This window comes from Streptococcus sp. HMSC10E12 (genome assembly GCF_001807855.1).
GTDB classification, from domain to species: Bacteria; Bacillota; Bacilli; order Lactobacillales; family Streptococcaceae; genus Streptococcus; species Streptococcus salivarius.
The window spans coordinates 1-24,082 of record NZ_KV791118.1 but is presented as its reverse complement, the minus strand read 5'-3'; the positions used below and the strand labels follow the sequence as shown (position 1 = coordinate 24,082).

The 24,082-nt window shown below is 31.1% G+C and carries 29 protein-coding genes; 26 read left to right on the top strand and 3 right to left on the bottom strand.

Annotated features, from left to right (window positions below; all coding sequences use genetic code 11):
- From HMPREF3112_RS09740 to HMPREF3112_RS09690, 10 genes are all read left to right on the top strand, one after another.
- Positions 1-306: LPXTG cell wall anchor domain-containing protein (locus HMPREF3112_RS09740; RefSeq protein WP_141738675.1), on the top strand; the 306-nt coding region annotated here is incomplete at its 5' end.
- Between the two features lie 1,119 nt (positions 307-1,425).
- Positions 1,426-2,013: a recombinase family protein gene (locus HMPREF3112_RS09735; protein ID WP_070439631.1), complete on the top strand. Its 588-nt coding sequence runs from the start codon at positions 1,426-1,428 to the stop codon at positions 2,011-2,013.
- Positions 2,014-2,259: 246 nt separating this feature from the next.
- Positions 2,260-4,428, top strand: a complete 2,169-nt coding sequence (gene topB / locus HMPREF3112_RS09730; protein WP_070439629.1) for a DNA topoisomerase III — start codon at positions 2,260-2,262, stop codon at positions 4,426-4,428.
- Between the two features lie 163 nt (positions 4,429-4,591).
- Positions 4,592-5,038 (top strand): hypothetical protein, encoded by a 447-nt coding sequence (locus HMPREF3112_RS09725; protein WP_070439628.1) that lies wholly within the window; start codon positions 4,592-4,594, stop codon positions 5,036-5,038.
- 171 nt (positions 5,039-5,209) lie between these two features.
- The gene (locus HMPREF3112_RS11805) at positions 5,210-5,476 is read left to right on the top strand and encodes a hypothetical protein (RefSeq protein ID WP_256262696.1); all 267 of its coding nucleotides are present in this window, start codon (positions 5,210-5,212) and stop codon (positions 5,474-5,476) included.
- A gap of 354 nt (positions 5,477-5,830) precedes the next feature.
- Positions 5,831-6,223, top strand: a complete 393-nt coding sequence (locus HMPREF3112_RS09710) for a single-stranded DNA-binding protein (RefSeq protein ID WP_070439623.1) — start codon at positions 5,831-5,833, stop codon at positions 6,221-6,223.
- Positions 6,224-6,407: 184 nt separating this feature from the next.
- Positions 6,408-7,190: a ParA family protein gene (locus tag HMPREF3112_RS09705; RefSeq protein ID WP_070439621.1), complete on the top strand. Its 783-nt coding sequence runs from the start codon at positions 6,408-6,410 to the stop codon at positions 7,188-7,190.
- A gap of 82 nt (positions 7,191-7,272) precedes the next feature.
- Positions 7,273-7,521, top strand: coding sequence for a hypothetical protein (locus HMPREF3112_RS09700; protein ID WP_070439619.1), 249 nt, complete (start codon positions 7,273-7,275; stop codon positions 7,519-7,521).
- Positions 7,522-7,671: 150 nt separating this feature from the next.
- A complete protein-coding gene (locus HMPREF3112_RS09695) occupies positions 7,672-7,887 on the top strand; it encodes a hypothetical protein (RefSeq protein WP_070439617.1) in 216 nt (71 codons plus the stop codon).
- A gap of 1 nt (position 7,888) precedes the next feature.
- Positions 7,889-9,277, top strand: a complete 1,389-nt coding sequence (locus tag HMPREF3112_RS09690) for an ArdC-like ssDNA-binding domain-containing protein (RefSeq protein ID WP_070439615.1) — start codon at positions 7,889-7,891, stop codon at positions 9,275-9,277.
- 182 nt (positions 9,278-9,459) lie between these two features.
- Here HMPREF3112_RS09690 and HMPREF3112_RS09685 read toward each other — a convergent pair whose 3' ends face one another.
- Together HMPREF3112_RS09685 and HMPREF3112_RS09680 are read right to left on the bottom strand one after the other, a co-directional pair.
- Entirely contained in the window at positions 9,460-9,714 is a 255-nt protein-coding gene (locus HMPREF3112_RS09685) for a DUF3847 domain-containing protein (protein WP_070439614.1), read from the bottom strand.
- Positions 9,707-9,958 (bottom strand): hypothetical protein, encoded by a 252-nt coding sequence (locus HMPREF3112_RS09680; RefSeq protein WP_070439612.1) that lies wholly within the window; start codon positions 9,956-9,958, stop codon positions 9,707-9,709. The genes HMPREF3112_RS09685 and HMPREF3112_RS09680 overlap by 8 nt, the downstream gene beginning before the upstream one ends.
- 251 nt (positions 9,959-10,209) lie before the next feature.
- Here HMPREF3112_RS09680 and mobQ point away from each other — a divergent pair, with 251 nt between their 5' ends.
- Complete coding sequence (mobQ, locus tag HMPREF3112_RS09675) at positions 10,210-12,228, top strand: MobQ family relaxase (protein ID WP_070439610.1); 2,019 nt, start codon at positions 10,210-10,212, stop codon at positions 12,226-12,228.
- A gap of 47 nt (positions 12,229-12,275) precedes the next feature.
- Here mobQ and HMPREF3112_RS09670 read toward each other — a convergent pair whose 3' ends face one another.
- Positions 12,276-12,560: a helix-turn-helix domain-containing protein gene (locus tag HMPREF3112_RS09670; RefSeq protein ID WP_070439608.1), complete on the bottom strand. Its 285-nt coding sequence runs from the start codon at positions 12,558-12,560 to the stop codon at positions 12,276-12,278.
- A gap of 205 nt (positions 12,561-12,765) precedes the next feature.
- Here HMPREF3112_RS09670 and HMPREF3112_RS09665 point away from each other — a divergent pair, with 205 nt between their 5' ends.
- From HMPREF3112_RS09665 to HMPREF3112_RS09595, 15 genes are all read left to right on the top strand, one after another.
- Positions 12,766-13,383: a hypothetical protein gene (locus tag HMPREF3112_RS09665; RefSeq protein WP_070439606.1), complete on the top strand. Its 618-nt coding sequence runs from the start codon at positions 12,766-12,768 to the stop codon at positions 13,381-13,383.
- On the top strand, positions 13,373-13,705 hold the full coding sequence (locus tag HMPREF3112_RS09660) for a CagC family type IV secretion system protein (protein WP_070439604.1): 333 nt from the start codon (positions 13,373-13,375) through the stop codon (positions 13,703-13,705). Before HMPREF3112_RS09665 ends, HMPREF3112_RS09660 begins: the two co-directional genes overlap by 11 nt.
- A 30-nt stretch (positions 13,706-13,735) precedes the next feature.
- The gene (locus HMPREF3112_RS09655) at positions 13,736-14,062 is read left to right on the top strand and encodes a hypothetical protein (protein WP_070439602.1); all 327 of its coding nucleotides are present in this window, start codon (positions 13,736-13,738) and stop codon (positions 14,060-14,062) included.
- Positions 14,063-14,124: 62 nt separating this feature from the next.
- On the top strand, positions 14,125-14,778 hold the full coding sequence (trsD, locus tag HMPREF3112_RS09650) for a TrsD/TraD family conjugative transfer protein (protein WP_070439600.1): 654 nt from the start codon (positions 14,125-14,127) through the stop codon (positions 14,776-14,778).
- 14 nt (positions 14,779-14,792) lie between these two features.
- Positions 14,793-15,050, top strand: coding sequence for a hypothetical protein (locus HMPREF3112_RS09645; RefSeq protein ID WP_070439598.1), 258 nt, complete (start codon positions 14,793-14,795; stop codon positions 15,048-15,050).
- Between the two features lie 119 nt (positions 15,051-15,169).
- A complete protein-coding gene (locus HMPREF3112_RS09640) occupies positions 15,170-17,131 on the top strand; it encodes a VirB4 family type IV secretion system protein (protein ID WP_070439596.1) in 1,962 nt (653 codons plus the stop codon).
- A gap of 3 nt (positions 17,132-17,134) precedes the next feature.
- Positions 17,135-18,547 (top strand): hypothetical protein, encoded by a 1,413-nt coding sequence (locus HMPREF3112_RS09635; RefSeq protein WP_070439593.1) that lies wholly within the window; start codon positions 17,135-17,137, stop codon positions 18,545-18,547.
- Positions 18,544-19,704 (top strand): glucosaminidase domain-containing protein, encoded by a 1,161-nt coding sequence (locus HMPREF3112_RS09630; RefSeq protein ID WP_083278182.1) that lies wholly within the window; start codon positions 18,544-18,546, stop codon positions 19,702-19,704. Before HMPREF3112_RS09635 ends, HMPREF3112_RS09630 begins: the two co-directional genes overlap by 4 nt.
- A gap of 8 nt (positions 19,705-19,712) precedes the next feature.
- Positions 19,713-20,147: an EF0163 family protein gene (locus HMPREF3112_RS09625; RefSeq protein WP_141738674.1), complete on the top strand. Its 435-nt coding sequence runs from the start codon at positions 19,713-19,715 to the stop codon at positions 20,145-20,147.
- Positions 20,148-20,168: 21 nt separating this feature from the next.
- Positions 20,169-20,591, top strand: a complete 423-nt coding sequence (locus HMPREF3112_RS09620) for a hypothetical protein (RefSeq protein WP_070439587.1) — start codon at positions 20,169-20,171, stop codon at positions 20,589-20,591.
- Entirely contained in the window at positions 20,588-22,117 is a 1,530-nt protein-coding gene (locus HMPREF3112_RS09615; protein WP_070439585.1) for a VirD4-like conjugal transfer protein, CD1115 family, read from the top strand. The genes HMPREF3112_RS09620 and HMPREF3112_RS09615 overlap by 4 nt, the downstream gene beginning before the upstream one ends.
- A 1-nt stretch (position 22,118) precedes the next feature.
- Positions 22,119-22,463 carry a hypothetical protein gene (locus HMPREF3112_RS09610; protein WP_081370395.1) on the top strand — a complete coding sequence of 115 codons (345 nt, stop codon included), beginning with the start codon at positions 22,119-22,121 and terminating at the stop codon, positions 22,461-22,463.
- 14 nt (positions 22,464-22,477) lie between these two features.
- Positions 22,478-23,317 carry a conjugal transfer protein TrbL family protein gene (locus tag HMPREF3112_RS09605; protein WP_081370396.1) on the top strand — a complete coding sequence of 280 codons (840 nt, stop codon included), beginning with the start codon at positions 22,478-22,480 and terminating at the stop codon, positions 23,315-23,317.
- 5 nt (positions 23,318-23,322) lie between these two features.
- Positions 23,323-23,610, top strand: coding sequence for a hypothetical protein (locus HMPREF3112_RS09600; protein ID WP_070439579.1), 288 nt, complete (start codon positions 23,323-23,325; stop codon positions 23,608-23,610).
- 51 nt (positions 23,611-23,661) lie between these two features.
- A partial coding sequence (locus tag HMPREF3112_RS09595; RefSeq protein WP_141738673.1) for a hypothetical protein occupies positions 23,662-24,082 on the top strand: 421 nt, incomplete at its 3' end.

The window sequence follows — 24,082 nt, the reverse complement described above, 5'->3', positions numbered from 1 at the left end:
GGATCTACTGCTACACAACCTACTAAACCAGTAGGAAGTTCTTCAACGATTCAGTCAGATCAGAAAGCTAACAAGTCTAATAACAAGGTTTCAGCAACGGAACAGGCTAAAGCGAAAGCAGACAGTAATAATGTAGTTGATAATACAAAACCAGTAAAACCAACTACAGAACCTACTAAGCCAGTAGATATGACTGAACTGCCACATACGAATGATAATAATAGTGTCGGTTTACAAGCGGTTGGCTTCCTATTGACTTTGTTTGGTCTAGGGGGGCTAGTAAGCTTAAAAAAACAAAAACAGTAATGACATTAATAACGATAAGACATAAAAAAAGGCATATCGCCTTTTTTTATTGTTTAATTGACTAATACCATATTGATTTATGTTAGAAATTATAGTATAATTGAACCAATTAAATATCAGAGAAATAAAAAAGCTCTAGCCTTAATAACCGTTTGGCGACAGTTATTAAGGAAATCTGATGATACCGACATATCATAGATTTACTTCTAAAGCATTATTTATTTAATTATTGATAATATTTTATCAAAATTACTATCAATAGTCAAGTTAATAAATAATTAAAATAGAATTAAACGTAAATTGATTGAATTATTAAAGGTATCTATCAGATGATAGATACCTTTTTAGTTGCTCTATATTTAATATGACTTTGAAAACATCTTAAAGATGGCTTGATGGCGATTGAGTAGATAAGTTATCAATTAAATAATTCAATCAAGATGACTCACTTTAAGCGTGAAAGACCGCTGACAAAAGAGTCCGCACCGCTCTACGAATTGCTAAAGGGCGAGGGCGAAAGTAGGTAAAGTGACACCACAGGACCTTCAAAACGGGCTATGCTAAGTAGCCCATAGCTAAGTCCTATATAAGTATAGGATACGCTAAAAACGTGGCGAGATGGGCTGATACACACGATGAGGACACGAACAGAGACCGAAAGGAAAGCAAGTAGGGCGTGCAGACGCTTGTAGAAAGTTCGGATCAGGATTGAAATATCTTGATAGTTAGCAATTCCCTGACAGTGACCGACATAAGCGACGGTTTGGAAAGGGCAGACTGTTTTTGAATCATGACTTATGTTTTTGATTCTTTCCCCTGTTCCAAGGGGGCAGTCTGCCCATCTAGCTTCCCTCTAATCGCTCCAGTTTGGCAGTTTTGGGGTTAGAGTGCAACCCTTAAAATGATTACTGATATAAGATTGTAACACCTTTATTCAGATTACTGTTACATGTATGCGAGCGAAAATAGGAAGACTAGCGAAGTCTGTCTGACTATTTGAGGTTGCCCTCTCAATTCGTTAGAATTGAGACAGAAAAGATAAAAAAGAATATTAGGGTATAGCCTATTGAACAATTTAGAAACCTTGATATACTAGTAACATAGAAAGGAACAATAGAGTTGAACAAAATAGGGTATGCTAGAGTTAGTAGTTTAGATCAAAATATAGACAGACAGATTCAAGTTTTAGAAAAACAAACAACAAAGATATTCACGGATAAAGAATCAGGCACGTCTAGGAAAAGACAAGGGTTAAAGGAATTACTAGATTATATAAGAACTGATGATATTGTAGTAGTTACTGAATTAGATAGATTATCTAGGAATAATGAACATTTAACGGAAATAATGGGAATTATTCAATCTAAAGGAGCTACTTTAGAAGTTTTGAATTTTCCTAGCTTATTAGGAATCAAAGATGATAATTTAAGAAAGTTATTGAATAACCTGATTTTAGAGATTATAAAATATCAGGCACAAGCTGAAAGGGATAGAATTAGAGAAAGACAAAGGCAAGGCATTGAATTAGCTAAAAAAAGGGGAAGATATAAGGGGAGAAAGCCACTTTTTAAAAGAGATGATAAAAAGCTGATTCATGCTTTTGACTTATATTTAGGTGGTAAAACAGATAAAGAGGTTGAAGAAATGACAGGTATTAATAGAGTTACGTTCAGACGTTATCGCTTAAAGTATAATATCAAAAGGTAGTTGTTTAGAATAATATAATATGTTATAATATATTATATAAGTATAGTTAGTTTTGGAATTAAAAAAGGAGAACTAAAATGATATTTGTTGTATCTTGTTTAATACTAACAATATTACCTATTATATTATTTATTCTAGGAGTAAAGATTAAATATATTTTTATGCTGATAGGTGTAATGTTGGCGTGGGTTATGATTTTAATTGTTTTGGGATTGATCTTTAAAATCAATTATATGGGGTGATTAGATGGTAACTGTTATTCTAGCTGAGAAACCAAACCAAGCTAAATCTTATGTTGAAGCACTTGATAAATTCGAACGGTGTGATGGCTATTTTAGGGTTTATGATGATATTTTAAATGACAAAGAAACCTATATTACCTATTGCATTGGTCATTTAATTGAACTTGTTCCACCTGAAAAATATAATGAAAAATGGAAACAATGGAATCTAAACAATCTTCCTATTTTTCCTGAAAAATTTCAATTTCAGGTAGCTAAAGAGACTAGAGGACAATTTAAAAAGGTTAAAGAGCTATTATTGAAAGCTGATACTATCGTAATCGCAACAGACTGCGATAGAGAGGGTGAAAATATAGCATGGTCAACTATCAATTTATCAGGTTGTCATACTAAATCTAAGACGTTTAAACGGTTATGGATCAACTCACTTGAAAAAGAAGCAGTCAGAGAGGGGCTAAAAAACCTTAAAAATGCTAATGATTATATTTCTAATTACTATGAAGCACAGACAAGACAAATTGCTGACTGGTTAATAGGTTTTAATGCTTCCCCTTTATATACGTTAAATTTTAAAAATAAAGGGATTGATGAAACATTTTCAATCGGTAGAGTTCAAAGCCCTACGCTTTATATGATCTATCAAAGGCAGTTAGATATAGAGAACTTTAAAAAAGAAAAATATTATCAATTTCAGTTTAATTTGAATTACAACGATATAGAATTTAAAGCTGAACCTATTGATAATTTAAAATTTAAGTCAAAAGAAGATCTATACAATTATTTGTCTGAAAATAGTGTAGTAAATGGAAGTAATGTTTTAACAGTCAGGAACATTCAAGAGAACGAGAAAAAAGTTTCTAGTCCTAAGTTACATAGTTTGAGCAGTTTGCAAACTCGAATGAATAACTTATTAGGTTCATCACCTAAGGAAACTTTGGAATCTGCCGAAAAACTATATTTAGGTAAATTTCTATCCTATCCAAGAACTGATAAGCACCATATTACTAATAAGGAATTTGACTATCTAAACAAAAATATTGAATCATATAAAGATTTTTTAGGTATTGATAGTGATACTATCTATAACGAGCCTAGAAAAAGATATTGTGATAGCTCTAAAGTAGGTTCACATTATGCTATTATTCTTTCAAAAAAGATACCGACTAAAGATGAATTTGAAGCATTTAGCGAGCTTGAAAAGGCTATTTATTTAGAAATTGCTAGAACAGTAGTAGCAATGTTTCTTGATGATTATATCTATAAAGAAACAACTATTGATTTTTCTTGTAAAAACCTTGACTTTAGATCAAAAGGTACAACACCCAAAAAATTAGGGTGGAAAAATCTATTTAATAGTATGGATTCAACGAAAGAAACCATATTACCTAATTTACAGATTGATGATGAAGTTTCAGGGGAGCTTGAATTGCTTGAAAAAGTTACTAGACCACCTAAATTATTTACAGAGGGAAGCTTAATAACCGCAATGAAAACTGCTTCTAAAACACTTGATGAAGAAGAAGCTAAAGAAATCCTAGATGAAGTTGAGGGAATCGGAACAGAAGCGACTAGAGCGGATATTATAGAAACGCTTAAAGATAATGACTATATTGTTGTTGTGAAAAAAAATATTATTGTTACCGCTAAAGGTAAGGCATTGTGCCAAGCTTTAAAACATCAACCTTTGCTTTCAAGTGTTGAAATGACTGCTAAATGGGAATCTTACTTGAAAAAAATTGGTGAAAGAGAAGAAAAAGCGACACAAGATATTTTTTTAGAGAATGTAAAGAAATTTATTTTACATTTAATTGATACAGTAGATAAGGACGTTAGTAGTGCTGATTTAGAAAGTTATAAAATTTTTCTTGATGAAAAAGCTCAAAAAGATAAACTAGCTGATTGTCCAAGGTGTGATGGTTCACTTTTAAAGAAAAAAACGTTTATAGGTTGCTCAAATTATCCTGATTGTGAATTTAGTTTACCTCTAAAATTTAGAAATAAGGCACTAACAGGGGCTAATATATTGGATCTAGCAAGTGGAAAAGAGACGATTGTTAAAGGCATTAAGTCACAACAAGACGAAAAAAAGAAGTACAATGCAATTATTAAGCTGACTGACGAGGGCTTAAAGTTTGTTGGTTTTGCTAATAGTAAACAGAAAAAAGGTAGATAACTGTTCTACCGCTATATCGCACTATCGTTTGATAGGCAACCAAAAAAGCTAAGATTATCACTACGTTTGCTAATCTCAGCTTTTTTCGTTGTATAAAGTGTTGCCTTATGGCAACTAATATGTTATAATATACTTGTAAGATAAAGAAAGAGGTTATTATAATATGGGATATATTGGTAATAAAAGAAGCGAACGCTCACAATATGCTATTGAAAGTGGACTTGTTACTAAAAGTCAATTAAAAGCATGGCAAAAAAGAGCCGTGGAAAGCGGAGCAGTTAGACCTTGTGAATGGCATCATACAGGTAAATATTTCAACAAGACTAATTACTTTGATTTAACTGATTTTGAAGAACTAAACCCAAAAGATTTTCCACCTAATTCTAAGAAAAAAGAAGAAAAAGAAACATGGTATGTTTTGGTATCTGCTGAATGGGGCGGTACTAAAAAACACCGTAAAATTTTAGGGGCTGACGTGAAAGTAACTAATAAAATAACAGAGAGACAACGAACTGCAAATAAGTATTTTTTATATGGTGGCTATATCAAAGAATTTGAAACCGAAGCAGAAGCAAGACAATTTGCTAAAATTGCTGAATTAGAAGATTGATTATTGAGAGGTGATGAAATGAGAATCAACACTACTAGAGTTTATATGGTCTTAATGAATAGGGCGATACCCGCCTACTATTTAGAGAAAGAGCTAGGAATTAGCCGATCTCGAATTACTAGAATTAGAAATGGGGAAAGGAAATTTGAAAACCTAACCCTTGAAACTATCATGACTATTCAGAAATGGATAGACGAGGGAAACTATCGCTTTAGTTACGATTATAGCGATCTTATCGAAGAACTTGAAGCTGACATAGCCGAGGGCTTAACAGATGATTACCTCTTTATTGTTCGTGGTGATTATAACGAAGCCATGGAAAAGTGTCCGATCATTGACTATTATTGTAGCCAAGATGAAATTAATGACGGAGACATGGCTGAAAAAGTTTCTACAATAGCAGTTCTTAATGAAATGAAACAGGACAACGCTTTGTAATATAGATGGGAGAATATACCATGAGAAAATTTAGTAAGTTTATAGCAATTATTTTTTGCTTTGTTTCATTTACCTTCATGCAGACACTTATTTTATCTTGGTTCTTTTTTGATTTATCTTCACTTAACTTACTTAACTTTTCCATTGAACAATTTATTTCAAATTATTGTTTAATGATAACGAAAGAACCTTTAATATTAGTAATACCTAGCATAGGTGGTCTTGGCTTTACAATTTTAGCAATGAAAAACGTGTTTTGATGAAAAGGGGAGTTGAAATAATTTCTTTGCACCTATTGAATAATATATTATAATATGATATAATATATTTATATTAAAGAAAGAGGTACTATTTATGTTAAATAAAGTAGTAATGGTAGGACGATTAGCACAAGAACCTGAATTGAAAAAAACCCCAAGCGGAAAATCAGTAGTTTCTACAAGTTTAGCGGTCCAACGAGACTATAAAGAGAATGGCGAAAAGAAAGCTGATTTTTTCCCTATTGTTGTTTGGGGGAAGTCAGCAGATAATTTTCATTCTTGGCTGAAAAAAGGACAATTAATTAGTGTAAGCGGACGACTTCAAAGACGAGATTATGAGAATCAGCAAGGTCAACGTGTTTATGTAACTGAAATTGTTGTAGAGCAGTTTTATCCACTTGAAAGAACGGATCATGAGCATACTAATGCAAGTCAAGAATCTCTACCACCTGAGCCACCTGTAAATGAATCAGATTTCCCATTCTAACAAAAAAGGAATCTTGTTTTAGACAAGGTTCTTTTTGTATTTTGATTATATTTTTTTGATTTTTAACATAAAATATAATATATTTAAACTAAATGAATAGCTATTGATTTATTTTTTATATTGTATTATAATATATTATGATATGATATAACATAATAAACCATATTATTAAGGAGTTGATGGAATGGAAATAATTGTTGTAGCCATGAAAAAAGGTGGTGTTGGAAAATCTAGTCTTCTTTTCAATCTTATTAATTATTTGACTGTTGTAAAGAAAAAGAAAGTAATGGCAATGGACGGTGACGAATCTTGTAACCTTACTTTTTCTTATCCTAATATTGATAATGATAGCAGTTCAATGTTTGACCTTTTTCAAAATCAAGAAGTTAAAGTAGCAAAGGTTAATGATAAACTGGATATAATCAAGGGAAGCGAACTTTTAAATGATGATGAACTGAACCTAAACAAAAAGAAAGATAGTGATTATTTGAAACTCTTTAACTGGTTTGTAAATAACCCTGACCTTGAGAATAAGTATGATTATGTTCTGATTGATACCCATAATGATGAAAGTGTTTTGACACTTAACTGCCTTGTGGTAGCGGATATTGTTTTAGGTGTTTCTGAACCCTCTAGGAATGGATATAGAGCATGGTTTAAGTTACAAAATACAATAGCTAGTCTAAAGAATAAATTTGATTTTATGGTGGCAGAACCTTACATTATCGCTAACAAGGTTAAATTTGTGGCAAACAATATGCCGACATCATCAAGAATCTTCTTGGAATCAGTAGAAAATGATGATAATTTTCTAGGTCTTATCCCTGATAAAGAATTGATAGCGTCTAGTTTGCTGACGAATCAGGGAATCTTTTCACTAAAAGAACAAGACCCAAAATTAGCAGAAAAAAATAAAAAGTTCTATCAAAATATAGAAACTATTTTTGAAAAAATTTTATCGCTTTAAATAAAAATGTATGGCATTTTAATATATAATTATAGTATAATATAATATATGATGGTACATAAGGATATAGAGAGGAGAGCTTATGAGTAAATTTTCAAACTTTAGGGAAGTAGCAGAGAAAGAAGCTAATGCTGACCTAACACCAAAAAAGGATAGTTTAAAAAATTGTGGAGATCAAACAAAGATTTTTACTTATACATTGCAAACAGGAGTAGGGGAGTTTGTGAAAGAAAAGGCAAAAGATACACCTTTGCGATCAGCTTCGGGAATTTTGAATGATTTTATCAAAGAAGAATTTGAAAACTATTTAGAAAAAAAATGGAATATCTAAAAAGAGGAAATATATTATTTCTCTTTTTTTGTTTTTTGGGCTTATATAGGGTCTTTTAAGCGGTTTTAAAATGAGGGGTGGTATAATAAGACTGTAATACTAAAATAGACGATATATGAGCTTATTTGAGCCATATAGAAAGGGGTTAGCATGAAATCACTAAAAGAAATCTTGGTTACTGAGGAAATAGCGAATAATTTCCCTATTTTTGAGGAAAAGGGAAAGTTTAAGTTTAAAAACGAGGTTGAGAACGTCAAAGACTATACTTTGGTTGGCTATATTAAAATACAAAATGAATTAAAACCCTTATACAATAAAGGGGAATTACCTATTTTGTCAGATGATATTTTAGACGAGGTGGAATAATATGGCTAGATCAAAAGAAGAAATTCAAAAATGGAAAGAAGAATTGATCAGAAATGCAGAAGAAAAATTATTAGCCATTACGACTACAGAAGATTTTAAACATTATTTGAAAATAATGGCTTCTTTGCCTAAATATAGTTTAAATAATCTGAATCTGATTTATTCTCAAAAGGAAAATGCTACGCACGTCATGGGATATAAAGCATGGCAAGAATTAGATAGACACGTCAATAAAGGAGCAAAAGCAATACATATTGTTGCCCCTATTATTGCAAAACTGACAAAAGAGGAAAAAGAGAGACTTAAAACTGATGAAGATTATGGGGTTAAAGGTTATAGGACAATTCCTGTTTTCGACGTATCAGATACAAGCGGAAAAGAATTGAAATATGCTGATGATTTTATAAAATCAGATTACACTACGAAAGAAACAGAAAAATTTTCAGAACTAGAAATTAAGGAAGTGGTAGAGCTTATAGAATCTAAGTACCATGTTCCAGTTAGTTTTGAAAAAATTAATGACGAAAATATTAAGGGATATTATTTCCCAAAAGATCATAGTATTACAATCAGTTCGGAATTGACGAAAACAGAACAACTAAAGACTTTATTTCATGAATTTGCTCATAGCCAATTACACAATAAAAAAGCTATGCAAGAATATCCTGAACTTTTGTCTAAGCCACATAAAGAAGCACAAGCTGAAAGCGTTGCATTTTTGACAATGAGTGCCTTAAATATTGACACAAGTAACTATTCAGTTGGCTACGTCTCAACTTGGGCTAGAGATATTAATCTGATGAAGCAAGCTTTAAAGGAAATAAAAACCGTTTTTGATCAAACATTTGATATAGCTACGATTGCTAAAGAAAAGGTATTAAAGCAGTTAGAAAATCAAGAAAATCAGACAAATGAAAATGAAAAAGAACTATTTATCAGGTTTGATTTTAGCGAGAATAATTCTATCAGGGAAAATTTAGAAAAAGGGCAATTAGTACCCTATGATAAATTTGTTGAGAAGTTATATTTAGAAAATGAATTATTACTTAATAATGATTACGGATATGACAAAGTTTATTTTGATATTGTAGATGAAAAAGGTAATGATCTAATTTATGGTATAAGATATGACGTTGGTTCTGAAACATATTTATTATCTGAATACATGGATAAAGATATTCCCGATGATTACAAACATATTGCTAAACAATCAGATCAAAAAGCTATGAAAAAAGTTAGTGATAAATTGTCTCATGGGTTAACTAAGAAAAATTCAAATGATGAATCTGTTGAGATAACATCTGATGAAGTACAAAAGAAATTAGATGATTATACTAAAGAAAATAAAGTGAGTATTCCTAAGTTAAAAAATAATAATTTAAGTTTATAAAAAAACAAGTGCCATAGTTGGTACTTGTTTTTTTATTTACTTAAAGAATGTAGCAAGAAATATTAAAGTTAGAACAATAATTATTAACCCAAGAATACTACCATATAAAAGGGCATATCCTATATTTATATATTTTGATTTTTGAGAATCATTATTTTTTGTATTCATAACTTTACCCCATTTTATTTTTTGTATTTTGATGGCATATTACTTTTTATATAATCGGAATAGATTTTAAGTAATGATTCTGTTTCTTGCACAGATAAATGATCTATATCAAAATATTTTTCAAGTAATGCACCTTTTTGAATTAATCTATGTGTTCTCTTTCTGCGTTCCGTAGAGTTGTTTAATTTCCTAGATAATCTATTTTGATTAATAGCAATTTTTTGTTCTAGTTTATCTTTTTCATCTAGTAGTTTTTCATATCTATTCATTTTCGATAATATCAGTATTTAATGTTTCATTATTTGATTCATTATCTACATTTTCTGTTTTCGGATAATGTTCAATAATGGTATTAATAATTTTTTCCATATCTTCTTTATTTGATAATTCTTTATAATCAAGATCTAAAGCTTTAATAATAGCTTTACCTAATTTACTTTCAATCTTTGATTGAGTTTCTTTGATTTTAGCTTTCAAGGCTTCTACTTTTTTCAATTGGCTTTCTAAAGACATATTTATTACCTCTTATTTCTTTATTATTTTAATACTATTATAATGCTTCATTAGTCAATTGTCAAATAAACTTGAAATAAAATTATAAAGAGGGTAAAATGATGATAAAGGGAATCCATCAAAATTCGTTAGAATTTTGAAAGGCGCACTTACACCCCATAGAATATCTTTGATATTTTTGGGGTAAGTTAGCGTTTTTTAAAAATAAAATTTTTAAAAAAGTCGTGTGAGAATAGATAAGGAATATTAATATGGCAATATATCATTTTGCAATGCAAAATATTTCAGCAAATAAAGGAAAGACTGCTATAGCATCTGCAAGCTATAGATCAGGACAAGAATTATATTCCGAGAAAGAGGGAAGAAGATATTTATATAAAAGAAGTGTTAAGCCTGAAACGTTTATTTTAGTTCCTGAAAATGCACCTGAATGGGCTAGCGATAGAAATAGATTATGGAATGAAGTTGAAGCAGTTGAAACGTCTAAAAATAGTAGGTATGCAAAAGAAATTAATTTAGCATTACCTATAGAACTGTCAGAAGATGAACAGAAAGAAATGCTTTTGAAATATTGTAAAGAAAATTTCTCAGATAAAGGCATGGTAGCAGACATAGCAATACATAGAGATCATGACGATAATCCGCACGCCCATATTATGCTAACTAATAGACCATTTAATGAAGATGGTAGTTGGGGTGTTAAGAGTACAAAAGTTTATATAAATGATGAAAACGGAAACCCGATTATATTGCCGAGTGGATATAGGAAAAGTAGAAAAGAATATACTACAAATTGGGATAATAAAGAAACATTAAATTCTTGGCGAAAAAATTGGGCAATTGCTATTAATCAATCTTTAAAGTTAAAAGGAATTGATGAAGAAGTAAGTCATCTATCTTATGATGAACAAGGAATAGATAAAGTAGCTACTAGACATGAGGGCTATGGAAAAAAAGGACAAGAAAATAAAGAATATAATGACGAGGTAAAAGAACTAAATAAATTAAAGGATAAGCTAAAAACTAAAGAGATAGAATTAAAAACTAATCACGAATTTAACTTATTGACTAAAGAATTTACAGAAAAAGAAAGTGAGCGAATTAAAGAACTAAGCAAATCGCTGAAAACTTATATTGATATAGAAAATATTGCTGATAAAAAACGAATGATAAATAACTGGAAAACCTCTGTTATTGGTAAGGAGTTTCTAGGACAAGAACAAGTTGAAAATTTAAAAATTATCGGTAATCAGGAAAAAGCTATTGATGAAGCAGATAAAATCATTTTAAATGCTTCTAAAAGATTGATTAATAAATACTATCCTTATCTTGAAACTGATAAGATGATGGACGTAGAATTAAAGAATATTGCACAGGTTACAATAGATAATAAAGAGCCTTTATCACGAGACGAAATAGAAGATAAAATAAAAGATTTTAGACCCTACCTTTTAGAAAAACAAGTAATAGAGATTTCAAAGAGACCATATATTAGTTATTTAAACTTAAAAGAGCAAGAAAGAAATACTTTAGAAAGATTGACAGGTATTTTAAATAAGCATGGAAGAACTATAGAAAATATGGCTAAAGTTGATGATATAAAATCATTCTATGGTAAAGATTTTAGTTACATTCAAAATTTAACTAAGGATCTGACACGTTTTAAACTTGTAGAAAAAACAATTCATAAATTTTATGATAATTATTTTGATAAAGTATTCCCTAATAATGAAACAAGTCAGCTAGATATTACTGAAAAAGATAAAATATATAGACTGATTAGTTATGTAAATCCCGACTATAGAGAACTTTCATTATCTGAAATTAATGACTGGGTTGATAAATTACCTACACAATTTACTCATGAAGAACGGTTAGAGGGGCTAGAGGTTTTAGAGGGAAGAAGCTTTAAATCACTAGTTAAAAATCCAAATTTAAAAAGAGTTCTATCAGATTATTCTTTGCAAGTTATTTTTCTTGAAGAATGTAAAGATGATAAAGGAATTAGTAAAGATAGGATTGATAAAATTGCTAATAATATCAATGATGAACGCAGACAGACAGTTGAAGAAAAAAAAGAATTATCAAGTGAATATAAGAATATCGTCTATAAACCTGATTCCTTATCAAATCGAATTAGTCGGTTTATTGAAACGTCTTTGTTTAGTTTGTTTTCGTCTGATCAAATTGAGATTGAACGAAAGAAACGACAATCAAAATTGAAACAACTACAAAAGAATCAGCAAAAACAAGGTTCAAGATACAGATAAAAAAGAAAAGCATAGGCTATTTACCTATGCTTTTTACTATACCTATATTATTTATTTCTGAATGGTTCAAGATCATTTAGACCTTTTAAAAATAGTTCACAGTCAATATCAAGATAGTAAATTAGCTTTAAATAGATATATAAACTGACTTTATTCTTTTTCCCATTTTCGACTTTTGAAATATAATCGCTAGCGACACCGCTTTTTTCTGATAAAGAAGCTACACTAATTCTTTTTGCTAATCTAGCCTCTTTTATTTTGTTTGCTAGAAATTGATTGACTTCTTTAAAGTCGTCTAACCCTAGTATATCGTCCTTTTCGAGTTTCACCATAACACAACCCTTTAAAATAAAATTAAATAATTAGTAATTATATTTTAAACTAAAATAATACTTATTGCATTGGTCAGTTGACCATAAAAATCTAAAAAGTTATAATGGCATTGGAAAAAAATAAAAAAGCTTTAAAAAAAGCTTGATTATTATGTTATATTATATTATAATATAACTATAAAAAGAAAGGAGAGCTTGCATATAGGTGAAATTTGAACGGTGGGGTGATATACCTGATAAAACATTACTAGTGAAAAATGAACAAGGTTTAATTTTAGATCCTGAATTTGAGGGTTTAAGTGAACAGGAAAAGCTACAATATTTTGACAGGAATTCAGTAGCGATTCCTGAGGCTAGAAAGAAAATGATAAAACAACACTTAAACAAAAGTATTAATATAACAGGTTTTGAATTAAAACAGTTCTTCTTAAAGAAAGGAGAGTTGGGAAATAGCGAAAAATGTCACAAATTAAAGTCTGATAAACCTAAAGAAACATTAAAACAAATCAAAAATGAAACTGAATTTTTTGGTTTATCTTTCTTAGAGGGTTTCTTAGAATTTTATGGAATAAAGCTTGATATGGCAGTTGAAAGGTATGAAAAACAACTTCATATCATTGAAGAAGAGAACCCTAGAACCCATGATAAGAATGCTTCTATCATTAAATCTCGTAATGGAATAATTGATAAGATAGTAACTTTAAAAGATAAGAAGCAAGCAAACAGGGAACTAGAAAAGTTCTATCAAAGAAAGAATAAAGAGAAAAAACTGAATCAAAACTTGGTTCAGAAGCAAGGAAAGGAAAATAAAGATGAAGTTTAAGACCAAGGCGAAAAGTACAATATTGGGAACGTTTTTAGCTAGCACACTAACACAAGCTAATTATGTTTTGGGTGCTGACGGTGGCGAGGTATCAAAAAAGGTTAACAATGCCTTGACCATTGCCCAAGGTATCTTGACAGGGCTTATTGTTGGCGTGGGTATTTGTGTATCACTTTGGACGATAATCAAGGGTATGCCTAACATGAGTAATCCTCATGAAAAGAATGAGGTTTATAAAACTTTGGGAGCTATATGGGGCTTGGTCGCTTTGGGGGGTGCGATTGTATGGTTCGTGCCTTGGATTTATAGCTTGTTCCAATAATCTAGTAAAAAAAGATAAGGGAAATGAAGTATGAAAGATGAAAATCTTAAATTTGTTTTTCCTGAGAACGTAGATAAAGACTACGCAGTTTGGATGGGTTATACCTTAAAAGACTTGGGTAAGTTGATAGTAATAGTTCTAGCTTTACTTATTCTTATTGCCATTCCACCTTATGCGATTTGGTGGGTTATTACCAAAGTTTTCTTAAGTTTAATTGTTCTAGTAATTGTTATGGCAATTATGACAATCCGTCCTATACCTAGTCGAAAAAACATAAGATTTACCCAACATATCAGGAATGTGAACAAGTTTAAATACAGACAAAAATTGTTTTTTATCAAAGGTAAAAAACAATAAAAGGGGGTGGTTTATGAAAAATCTGAAATAACTACATGGAAAAATAGAAAGAGGTGATATAGGTGTTTGGGAGAAGTAAAAACACATTAATCAATGAACTAGATTGGCAAGCTATCCCAAGCCTTGAAAAAGGAAATCAATCGCTTGAAGAAATGTCTTTAGTAATAGGCTATTATGACAACTATACTATTACTAAATCAGGTCACTTAATAGGTTTAATCAGCGTGACAGGAATTAACCTAGACTTATTAAGTAGAGTAGAACTAGAGGATCTATTTGCTGATTATAACGCTTTTCTGATGGCTTCTCTAGGGGCTAATTCAGATGAAGTTCATCAGTATGTAGATTTGCCTATTCCAGTAGATATGACTGACTATATCCGTCATGAGAAAAAAAGACTGATTGACGAGATGGAAAGCGAAAATCCTAATGTTTTTAAAATGCAATTGATGGCAAGTTATATTTTCGAGCATGAGAAAAGACAAGCTAAAAAAGGCATGGCAACAAAAAAACATTTACTAGCACTGAAAGTAAAAATTTCAGACCAATCGGAAGAAGCTTTAAATCAGGCACAAGCTGAAATGACAGATAAGTTGAATCAGACAAAAAAAGATCTTGAAGATTCATTAGCTGATTATGATATTACTTGTTACATTTTAAGTAATACTGAAACTAGAGAAATCCATAAAAATATAATCAACTTTAATGGAAAATAGAAAGAGGAAATATTATGAAATTGAACAAAACAATTACTAAAGTTATGTTAGGTGTTGCCCTTTTGGGTGTTGGTGGGGCTACTATTGAAGCAGTAAGTTCTGCTAATGGCTCTAATGTAGCGTCTGCAAGCTCAGGTGTGTATCGTACTTGGGAATATATGCGAGTTGGACGTAGAATCTACCGTAGAAGCGTATTAAAAGGATATGCTAAAAACGTGGGGTGGGTCTATGATAGTGTAGGTCCATGGCAATTTTATAGATACGCATATTGATAGACCTATTTTAACAGAAAAAGCCCCCACCAAAAAAGAGGGGCTTATTTTTAAAGAGATTATTTGTATTATACAGTTTATCATTGACATTTTCAATAAAAGCAATAGAAAGAGGAAGTATGAATTTATTAGAACTTTTGCTTGGTAACAAAAAGAATGAAAAGACGTTAGACTTTACTGTTTCAGATGGTATCGATAATGATTCTTTTAGTTCAATTTTGCCTTTTTCATGGGAAGAAAAAGCTGACTTAGTAGAATCAGGGAATAATTTTACAAGAACTTTGATTATTGTTGATTATCCCAAGAGTGTTGAGGGTAATTGGTTGTCAGCATTAAAACGAAGAAAAGGGAATATTATTCTTAGTACATTTATTGAGAGTGCGAATTCCTCTAAAATGATCAGCTATTATAAAACTACTATTGAAAATAAAGAAGCTGAACTTTTGAAGACATATGATCCAGTTAAGCAGAAAGAGTTGAACAAATTCATTGATTCAGCAAATTTGCAACTTGATAAGTATTTAGATAATAATACAAACTTTGTTTATCAGTACACCTATGTAGGTCTTAGGGCTGAAAGTAAAAAAGCCCTAGACGAACTTACAGATAGCGTTAAAAATACCCTTACAAAATTGCAATTGAAACCTATGATTCCTGTTAAGGCAAGTTACCAAGCCTTTTGGGCAACAATGCCTATCATGGAAAATTTGTTAGCTGATTATACTTACAAGGAATCAAATACGGAAATCGCAAGTTCAATGTTTCCTTTTGATGACGCCGAAATCTTGGACTTGAATCCAAGAAGTGATATTGAGGGAATTAATATTGATACAGGTTCAATTATTTCAATAGATAAACTAAATAGAAATAAAACCTTAAATCAGAATGAAGTTATCATTGGAACGTCAGGGGTTGGTAAAACTTCTTATATGATTCAAAAAATTTTAAAACACGTTTGTAAAGGTTATAAAGTTTATATTATTGACCCTGAAAATGAATATACTCATATTGTTAAAAAACTTGGTGGAGCTACGTTGCATTTGAGTAGTAATTCCCCAACAAAGATCAATCCTTTTGAAATTTTTTCTGATGAACTTCTAAACCTTGACGAAGAAACAAGTTCAAATAAAAGTATGGATATTTTAATAAAAGGTAAAATCCAACGGTTAAAAGGTTTCTTACAAGCAATCAAACCCGATATAACTGACGTTGAAATGGCTATCATGGACAACGTGATTAGAGCCACTTACGAGGAGAAAGGGATTGATAAATATAATGATTATAGGGATATAAAGCCTGAACAATACCCAATTCTTGAAGACGTATTTAACAAAATGAAGTCTTTAGAAAAGGAAAATAAAAGTAAATTTAGTAAGGTTGAAAATCTCTATTATATTATTGAAAGCTATACAAACGGAAGTAATACTCTTTTTAATGGTTATACGAATGTTAACTTGAATAGTCAAATCGTGTCATTCGATTTAAAACAGTTGCAATCTGATGAACAGATTCAGGGAGCTTGCTATCTAAATACCTTTCAATTTTTGTGGGACGAAATCACAAAAGATAGGGAATCAATTAAGAAACTATATGTAGATGAATTCCACTTCTTAACCATGCACACAGAATCAGCTACCTTTTTCCATCAGGCATACAAACGCTTTAGAAAATATAAGGCGGGTGCTATAGCGGGTACGCAACAGATTCAAGACGTTTTAAAAGGTACAACTAAAGGTGATATTAATGTAGGTCAAGCTATTATTGGTAACTCCTTTACTAAGATTTTCTTTGGTTTAGGTGAAGACGGTGTAGATGACGTTATTAATAATTTGAAAGTTCGATTTTCTCATAAAGAAAGAAAATTGCTATCTAGGAAACGTCAAGGAGAAGCCTTAATTATTTATGGTAGTCAACGAGCATTTTTAAAGGTTGAACTTACAGAGGAAGAACTGAGATTAATAGATGGAGAGAGTTATGAAAAACTCTATCATAAGCCATCAGAAGAACAACCTAATTATGTTAAACGTCTTATGCTGACGGATAAGGAAATTAACGAGATTAAAGACTATTTTGAGGGGTAAGTTATGAAAAAATTCTACAATATGGAATTTGGAACATATAAAGAACAAGGGGATAGTGTTATTCTTGAAATTAATAAGAATAGATTCAATTCTCATGCTTTATTTGATATTCAGGAAGTAGGGGAAGCGGACGAGCGTTTTTTTCAGGTTTCTGTTTCAGAGAATGAACAAAGTTTTATTTTTGATTTTTCAATTGAAAAAGATTTTCAAAATCTAAAAACTATTGTAAATAGGAATTTACCGATTAAGTTATCTATTGCTAAAACGATTATTAAGCAAGATATTTTAAAAACTAGTGGCTTTGACTATGTATCAGTCAATCCGTCAAGTATTTACTACTTACCAATGAAACAAGTCAAATACTTATACCGAGCTACCTCGGTTATGCCATCAAATAATGAAACTGATAGCTTTAAACAGTATAAAGCTTGTGTTCTATATATTCTGACAGGACAGAATTATGAAAGTCTATTATCTGATTATCATAGTTTGGATAAGTTAGTTGAGAAAAATCCATATTTGGAACAAATTTTAGAAACAACTAACCGTAATCAATTGCTTAATATTCTTGATAAAATTGAGAATTTGGCAACATATCAGGAATGGGAACAAGTTAGACGAACTAAGAATAAATTTAAAAATGTTGGAATTGCATTTATCACTACTATAGTTCTTACTAATGTTTTGACAGGTTTAAGTGTTATTGCAGTCAAGAATCATCAAAAAGAGGTAGCTATTGAACAAGTAAAAGATAGCTATAAAACTACTAAAATTAAAGCGGATATTACAACCGCTTTAAACAATAAAAACTATGACCGAGCTATTGAACTGATGAAATCAGATAAACAATCAGATAAACAGATAGCACAACAAATGTATGACGTTGGGGAATATCAAACTGCATTATATTATAACGATAAATTACTTGAAAATATTGTTAGTGCTTACTGGAAATCAGGAAAGCAAGATAAAATTTCTAGTTTGAGATTGGCTGATTCAAGCAGTAAAGCAGTTAAGAACCAATTAGAACTTGAACAAGCAATAGCAACTTACAATACTGAAAAAATGCAACAAGAACTCGGTTTTACAGAAAATCCTAATACTTTAATGCGAATGGCATTGAAATACATTGATGAAAACGAGCTTCTAAATGCTGATACAGTTGCCGATAAATTAAAAGGGGTCAACAACTCTAAAGCACAATACAAGTATGTTAAGGTTGTCTATGATCTTAAAGACGCTCAACTTAAATTAAAAGATAGTCAAAATCAATTGCTATCTGCTAATGATTCATCTGATAGCAATAACAAAGAAAAACAAATCAACCAAGCCCAAAATGATATTGCTAAATATGCAAGCACTATCGAGAAACTAAAAAATAAAGAGAAAGAAGCTAAAAAAGAGGTTTACAAATGATAGATAAAACCTTAATGCTAAAAGCTAAATTTAAAATTGCAAAATGGATAGTGATAGCAAGTTTAGGGTTTATAGTTATTTGTGTAATGTCTTTGGGTGGAGCTTTCAAAATTCAGTCTGACAAAGATCAACAAAGTAATTCAGGCGGTACAGGAAATTTCAATGTTGCTTGGAATACAGACTTACCTAAGGATCTAGTTAAAGATATTAAAGGTAAGGGGCAGATTAATGACCAAATTGCACAATTAGCGGTAGCCACCGCTATTAAATATAAGCAATTGCCATCAGTCATATTAAGTCAATATGCTTATGAATCAATGTGGGGTCAGAGTGGAGTTGCTCAAAGCGATAATAATTACTTTGGTATTACTTGGTTTCAAGGTAGTAAATACCCCCAAGGAAGTGCTAGGGGTATAGGTGGTTCTGAGGGTGGAAATTATATGAAATTTCCTAATGCAGAAGAATGTTTCAATTATTATGGCTATATGATTGCTTCACAGAGCAATTTCAATCAGGCAGTCGGTGAGAAAGATCCCTCAAAAGTCCTTTTAATTCTTGGACGTGGGGGCTATGCTTCTGCGGGAATTACAGAAAGCAGTCCTTATTTTACAAGTGCAATGTCTATCATTGAAAGTAATCACTTTAAGGACTATGACAAGTATGCTATAGATCACTGGGATAAATCATCAGCGATTAAGCCACTTGGAGAAATTAAATCATCAGGTTCAGGAAGTAGCTCAGGCGGTTCTACTGCTAGCTTACCTGAAATTGAAAAAGTTCTAGGGCAGACGGTGGAAAATGGTCAATGTTATGGTTTAACTGCTTACTATGTAAAAGCTTTGGGCGGTCCGCAAATGATGGGTACTGGTCACGCTTACGCTTCAATGATTGGTAGTGATTATAATTGGTCAGCTTATGGCTTTGAGGTAATAAGCAATCCAAAAGTTTCGGATCTGAAAGCGGGGGATATTTTTAACTGTCAAGGACTAACAGGCTATGCAGTTTCTGAATATGGTCATACAGGAATCGTTATTAAGGTTAATTCTGATGGTACTTACGATACATACGAGCAAAATGCTGAACGTGGTCAAATCGTTGCCAAATATACTAGACAAGCTTCAAGCTATACATTTACGTCAATTGTCAGAAAGAAATAGGTGTTGATATGAAAAAGGTTTTAACAATAATTGTAACATTACTTGCAACTACATCATTATTAAGTGCTTGTGGGAACTCAAAGCAGAAAAATAGTAAAGAGGATAATAGTCAGATGGTAGATAAAGCAACTAAAGAAACCTTAAAGACTTTTGGTGAAAACTTTCTAAATTATGATTCTGTTGATGAACGGAATCAATCAGTTAAAGATCTAATGACTGAAAAAGCTCAGAAAGATAATGGTATTAATGTAAAAGTCCATGCAGACTTTCAAGCAAAAGGACAGATTAAACAGATTTATAGAGATATTGACAATAAAAATCAATATTTGATATTTGCTGATTACCAAGTACAACTACAAAATACAAATGTTATTTTGAGAGTCACAATGAAAAATAATAAGGTTGATAAATTGACGGTTGATTATACTAGACAAGCTTATTAAAAGAGAAAGGTCATAAATACCATGAAAAAAGTATTAATAACAATGTATATTGTGATTTACCTCATACTACAGTATGGGATTACTTTAATAGTCGGTATGTTTATGGAATTTGCTTCTTACAAAGACAGAATGAATGATTTTAGCTTGTCTGATAGCTTTTCAAATAATGCTTATCACCCTTTAAGAAATATCATTACATTTATTGCCGATAAAAACCCGTTATTTATTCTTTTAAGCGTTGGTCTAATAATTGGAATGATTGTACTGATTGTTAAACAATCAATACAAATGAAATCATCTGAATTAGAATATGATTCTAAAGGAACGCATGGAACGGCGAGGTGGGGAAGTTTAAGGGAACTCGTATCTGATGGTAATTTTAAGGCTGAAAAGAGTAGTAAGTTTTTTAAAGACTGGACTAGAACTTTAGGAGAAGATGAATGAATGGAACAATTTTAGGTACTATTGATAATCAAGTAGTTTATCAGGATAATCATACAAAACCAAACGGAAATGTTTTTGTGGTAGGTGGTCCGGGTTCTTTCAAAACTCAATCATTTATCATTACTAATGTCCTAGCCGAGACAGAGAACTCTATTGTATGTACTGACCCAAAAGGAGAGGTTTACGAATCTACCGCTACTATTAAAGCTAAACAGGGTTATAAAGTATATGTTCTTAATTATACAGATATGCTACATTCAAATAGACAGAATCCTCTTGATTATATTACGAGGGATACACACGCTACTAATGTTTCAACGTTTATTGTTGAAGCAGAAAATAAAGACGGAAAAAAAGACGTGTGGTTTCATACCCAAAGGCAGTTATTAAGAGCTATTATCTTATATGTTATCAATGAATTGCCACCAAAAGACCGAAATTTTAATGGTATTATTGATTTTTTACAAGCTTATGATACCGAAAAATCAGATGATGATATTAGTCAGCTAGATGAAGTTTTTCTAGCCTTGCCATTGAGACACCCCGCTAGACGTGCCTATGAACTTGGTTTTAAGAAATCACAAGGGGAAATGCAAGGTAGTATTATTTCAAGCTTATTAGGTACTATAGCTAGCTATATTGATGATGAAGTAGGAGAATTTACAAGTTTCTCAGACTTTCATCTAAAAGATATTGGGCGAGAAAAAACAATACTCTATGTTATTATTCCACCTATGGATAACACATACGAGGGCTTAATTAATTTGTTTTTTATGCAACTGTTTCAACAACTATATGATCTTGGAGCTGAAAATAATGCTAAATTGCCAGTAAGTGTTAATTTTGAACTAGATGAATTTGTAAACCTTGGGAAATTTAACAACTATGAAGAATTTCTTGCCACTTGTCGAGGATATGGAATCCAAGTACATACTATTTGCCAAACGCTAACACAGTTACAAGCAAAGTATGGGAAAGATAAGGCAGAATCTATCATAGGTAACCATGCTATTCAAATTTGTTTGAAAGCTTCTAATCTGACAACTGCTAAACATTTTAGTCAAATGTTAAATAAAGCTACAGTTAAGTATGAAACTACTAACGTCAGTCAGACACAGAGTAAAGAAACATCAACAAGTCATTCAGAGGGTCAGAACATAACAGGTAGGAATCTGATGAATGTTGATGAAATTATGTTGATGGATCAATTTGAAAGTTTAATCTTCTTTAGTGATCGCAGACCAGTCAAGGCTAGAAAAGCGGTACAATGGGAAATCTTTCCTAATGTGATGGAAATGTTTCCTAGAATCAGCCAAAAACAATTTAAACCAAAAGCTAGTCAATCACAACTAGAAATTTTAAAGCAAAAAGAGGTTGAATTTGCTAAAAAAGTAAGCAAACAAAAAGAAGAGGTTCAAGAGGAAATCAAAGAGGTTGAGAATGATGGCATAGATGAACAAAAAGAAAAGCTATCTAAGGAAAGTTTAGATTTACTTGAACAGTTTGAAGAATTTGAGGAATTATAAAATGAAAAAGATTATTTCAGCAATTATTTTATCAGTTACTTTTATTGGTTTAGTTGGTTGTGCTAAAAGTACAGAATCAAGCTTACAAGCTAATAAATGGAATGTTGTATCATCTGACGGTAGTTCATTTACTGCCGAATTTGGTGAGGACACCGTAAAATTTGAAAACGTCTTTAGAACTAGAGGGCTAAAATATCAGGTTAAAGACGATAAAATTACAATGAAAGATGATAGAGTTGAGGTTAGCTATACCATTAAAAAGAATGGTAATGAGTACAAATTTAAGTCAAATGATGATACGACTAAAGATGAATTTGGGGATCTAACACTATCTAAAGCTAAATAGATAAGGGGTAAGGTATGGACTTTGGTAAGATGATTAAGGATTTTTTCCTTGATATGTTTACAGAGATTTTAAAATTTATGATTGATATTTTGAAAGCTACTGTAGAGCTATTAGGGAAAAATATCAAAGAAATTAGTCAGTATTATAATATCGTAATTGCAATTGCTTCTACCCTGATGGTTGTTGTTGCCCTCACTCGTATTGTATCAGCAATGTTAGCACAAGCCGACCAGTCAAAACAGGTTACTGCTTCAAATATCCTGATGGACACAATTAAGGCAAGTGTTTCAATCCCGATAATGCTATTTCTTCAAAAAATGATGGTATCTAAAATTGTAGTGCCAGTTGGAAAGTATCTTTTTGACCAAGATAAAAAATTTACTGCTGATATGTTCAAAAGCTTGAAAAAAATCAACATTGACACCTATCATACCGTACAAGTGGGCGGATTTATAACGATTCTATTTGTTTTGTTTTTCTGTATTGTCATTGGATTCTTCTTCTATAAAGTTTCTGTTTTTGTGGTAAACCTAGCTTACTTTAATTTATCAATTCCATTAGTAGCCGTATCAATTGTGACAGAAAATATGGACTATTCTAGGGAGTGGTGGCAAAAATTGTTATACTCATGTTTAACTATGCTAAGTCAAATATTGTCACTAACCATATCAATTTATGGTATTACTCACCTTGGAAAAGGACTAATCTGCTTAATGCTTGCCATTGGTGGCGGTACACTTGTTTTTGTACCACCGTTTATTTTGGATAATCTTTGGACTACTACAGGCATGACTAAGAAAGGTCTTGGTATGGGTAGAATGATGATGATAAATATGTTTCGTAATAAAGGATAGATAACATGGTTACTAAGGTTAAAGTAAAAGCTGATAAGCTAATTAAGCTTAAAGAAAAGGCTATTATGATCGACTTACCTATTTACAAGGTTTTTGAATTGGCATTTAGAAACTTTCTTGATGATGAAGATAAACCTTTTAAAATTGATAATGTCGCAAGCTTCAGATCTAGTAAATTTGTTTATTTACCAAATATTGAAAAGCAATTTAAAATAGAAGCCTTAAATTATAGTGTCAGTATGATAAGCTTGGCGGACTATATTTTAGACTTTTATTTAGATTCTATTGACTAATATATAATATTATAATATAATATAATATATAATAAGAAAGGGCGATTTTATATGAAATACTTTTTAATTTTTGGTGAACGTGAAAATCTGAAATTGGCAAAAGACGCAAAAATTGGTTTTGAAAATGCTATAAAGATTTTAAATAGACAAAATCATAACTTGCTGAAAGAAAGAAAGGTAGGATATGTTCAAGCTCATTTAGTAGATTTAAACGAAGATCTATCCGTACTATTCGATCTTGATTTACCTGTAGAAAATTTAACGGAATATCTTTTGAATCAGGTGTTACTAGAATCAGAAGATTTCAGTCTAGTAGAGCAATTAAAAATGTCTATCCCAAATCAATTAGGAGATCAATTAGGAGATACCCTAGAATTTAAAGATGAACTGATTGAACAAACTGAAATTGAAAAAAATGACGATTCTGTTGACGTAGAAAAAGCGGATAACGATACTAACTACACAGAACAGT

What these genes read in the sequence shown, in the direction of transcription:
- topB (WP_070439629.1), top strand. Translation starts at nt 2,260, where the DNA reads ATGGTAACTGTTATTCTAGCTGAGAAACCAAACCAAGCTAAATCTTAT.
- HMPREF3112_RS09725 (WP_070439628.1), top strand. Translation starts at nt 4,592, where the DNA reads ATGGGATATATTGGTAATAAAAGAAGCGAACGCTCACAATATGCTATT.
- HMPREF3112_RS11805 (WP_256262696.1), top strand. Translation starts at nt 5,210, where the DNA reads ATGACTATTCAGAAATGGATAGACGAGGGAAACTATCGCTTTAGTTAC.
- HMPREF3112_RS09710 (WP_070439623.1), top strand. Translation starts at nt 5,831, where the DNA reads ATGTTAAATAAAGTAGTAATGGTAGGACGATTAGCACAAGAACCTGAA.
- HMPREF3112_RS09705 (WP_070439621.1), top strand. Translation starts at nt 6,408, where the DNA reads ATGGAAATAATTGTTGTAGCCATGAAAAAAGGTGGTGTTGGAAAATCT.
- HMPREF3112_RS09700 (WP_070439619.1), top strand. Translation starts at nt 7,273, where the DNA reads ATGAGTAAATTTTCAAACTTTAGGGAAGTAGCAGAGAAAGAAGCTAAT.
- HMPREF3112_RS09695 (WP_070439617.1), top strand. Translation starts at nt 7,672, where the DNA reads ATGAAATCACTAAAAGAAATCTTGGTTACTGAGGAAATAGCGAATAAT.
- HMPREF3112_RS09690 (WP_070439615.1), top strand. Translation starts at nt 7,889, where the DNA reads ATGGCTAGATCAAAAGAAGAAATTCAAAAATGGAAAGAAGAATTGATC.
- HMPREF3112_RS09685 (WP_070439614.1), bottom strand. Translation starts at nt 9,714, where the DNA reads ATGAATAGATATGAAAAACTACTAGATGAAAAAGATAAACTAGAACAA.
- HMPREF3112_RS09680 (WP_070439612.1), bottom strand. Translation starts at nt 9,958, where the DNA reads ATGTCTTTAGAAAGCCAATTGAAAAAAGTAGAAGCCTTGAAAGCTAAA.
- mobQ (WP_070439610.1), top strand. Translation starts at nt 10,210, where the DNA reads ATGGCAATATATCATTTTGCAATGCAAAATATTTCAGCAAATAAAGGA.
- HMPREF3112_RS09670 (WP_070439608.1), bottom strand. Translation starts at nt 12,560, where the DNA reads ATGGTGAAACTCGAAAAGGACGATATACTAGGGTTAGACGACTTTAAA.
- HMPREF3112_RS09660 (WP_070439604.1), top strand. Translation starts at nt 13,373, where the DNA reads ATGAAGTTTAAGACCAAGGCGAAAAGTACAATATTGGGAACGTTTTTA.
- HMPREF3112_RS09655 (WP_070439602.1), top strand. Translation starts at nt 13,736, where the DNA reads ATGAAAGATGAAAATCTTAAATTTGTTTTTCCTGAGAACGTAGATAAA.
- HMPREF3112_RS09645 (WP_070439598.1), top strand. Translation starts at nt 14,793, where the DNA reads ATGAAATTGAACAAAACAATTACTAAAGTTATGTTAGGTGTTGCCCTT.
- HMPREF3112_RS09640 (WP_070439596.1), top strand. Translation starts at nt 15,170, where the DNA reads ATGAATTTATTAGAACTTTTGCTTGGTAACAAAAAGAATGAAAAGACG.
- HMPREF3112_RS09635 (WP_070439593.1), top strand. Translation starts at nt 17,135, where the DNA reads ATGAAAAAATTCTACAATATGGAATTTGGAACATATAAAGAACAAGGG.
- HMPREF3112_RS09630 (WP_083278182.1), top strand. Translation starts at nt 18,544, where the DNA reads ATGATAGATAAAACCTTAATGCTAAAAGCTAAATTTAAAATTGCAAAA.
- HMPREF3112_RS09625 (WP_141738674.1), top strand. Translation starts at nt 19,713, where the DNA reads ATGAAAAAGGTTTTAACAATAATTGTAACATTACTTGCAACTACATCA.
- HMPREF3112_RS09620 (WP_070439587.1), top strand. Translation starts at nt 20,169, where the DNA reads ATGAAAAAAGTATTAATAACAATGTATATTGTGATTTACCTCATACTA.
- HMPREF3112_RS09615 (WP_070439585.1), top strand. Translation starts at nt 20,588, where the DNA reads ATGAATGGAACAATTTTAGGTACTATTGATAATCAAGTAGTTTATCAG.
- HMPREF3112_RS09610 (WP_081370395.1), top strand. Translation starts at nt 22,119, where the DNA reads ATGAAAAAGATTATTTCAGCAATTATTTTATCAGTTACTTTTATTGGT.
- HMPREF3112_RS09605 (WP_081370396.1), top strand. Translation starts at nt 22,478, where the DNA reads ATGGACTTTGGTAAGATGATTAAGGATTTTTTCCTTGATATGTTTACA.
- HMPREF3112_RS09600 (WP_070439579.1), top strand. Translation starts at nt 23,323, where the DNA reads ATGGTTACTAAGGTTAAAGTAAAAGCTGATAAGCTAATTAAGCTTAAA.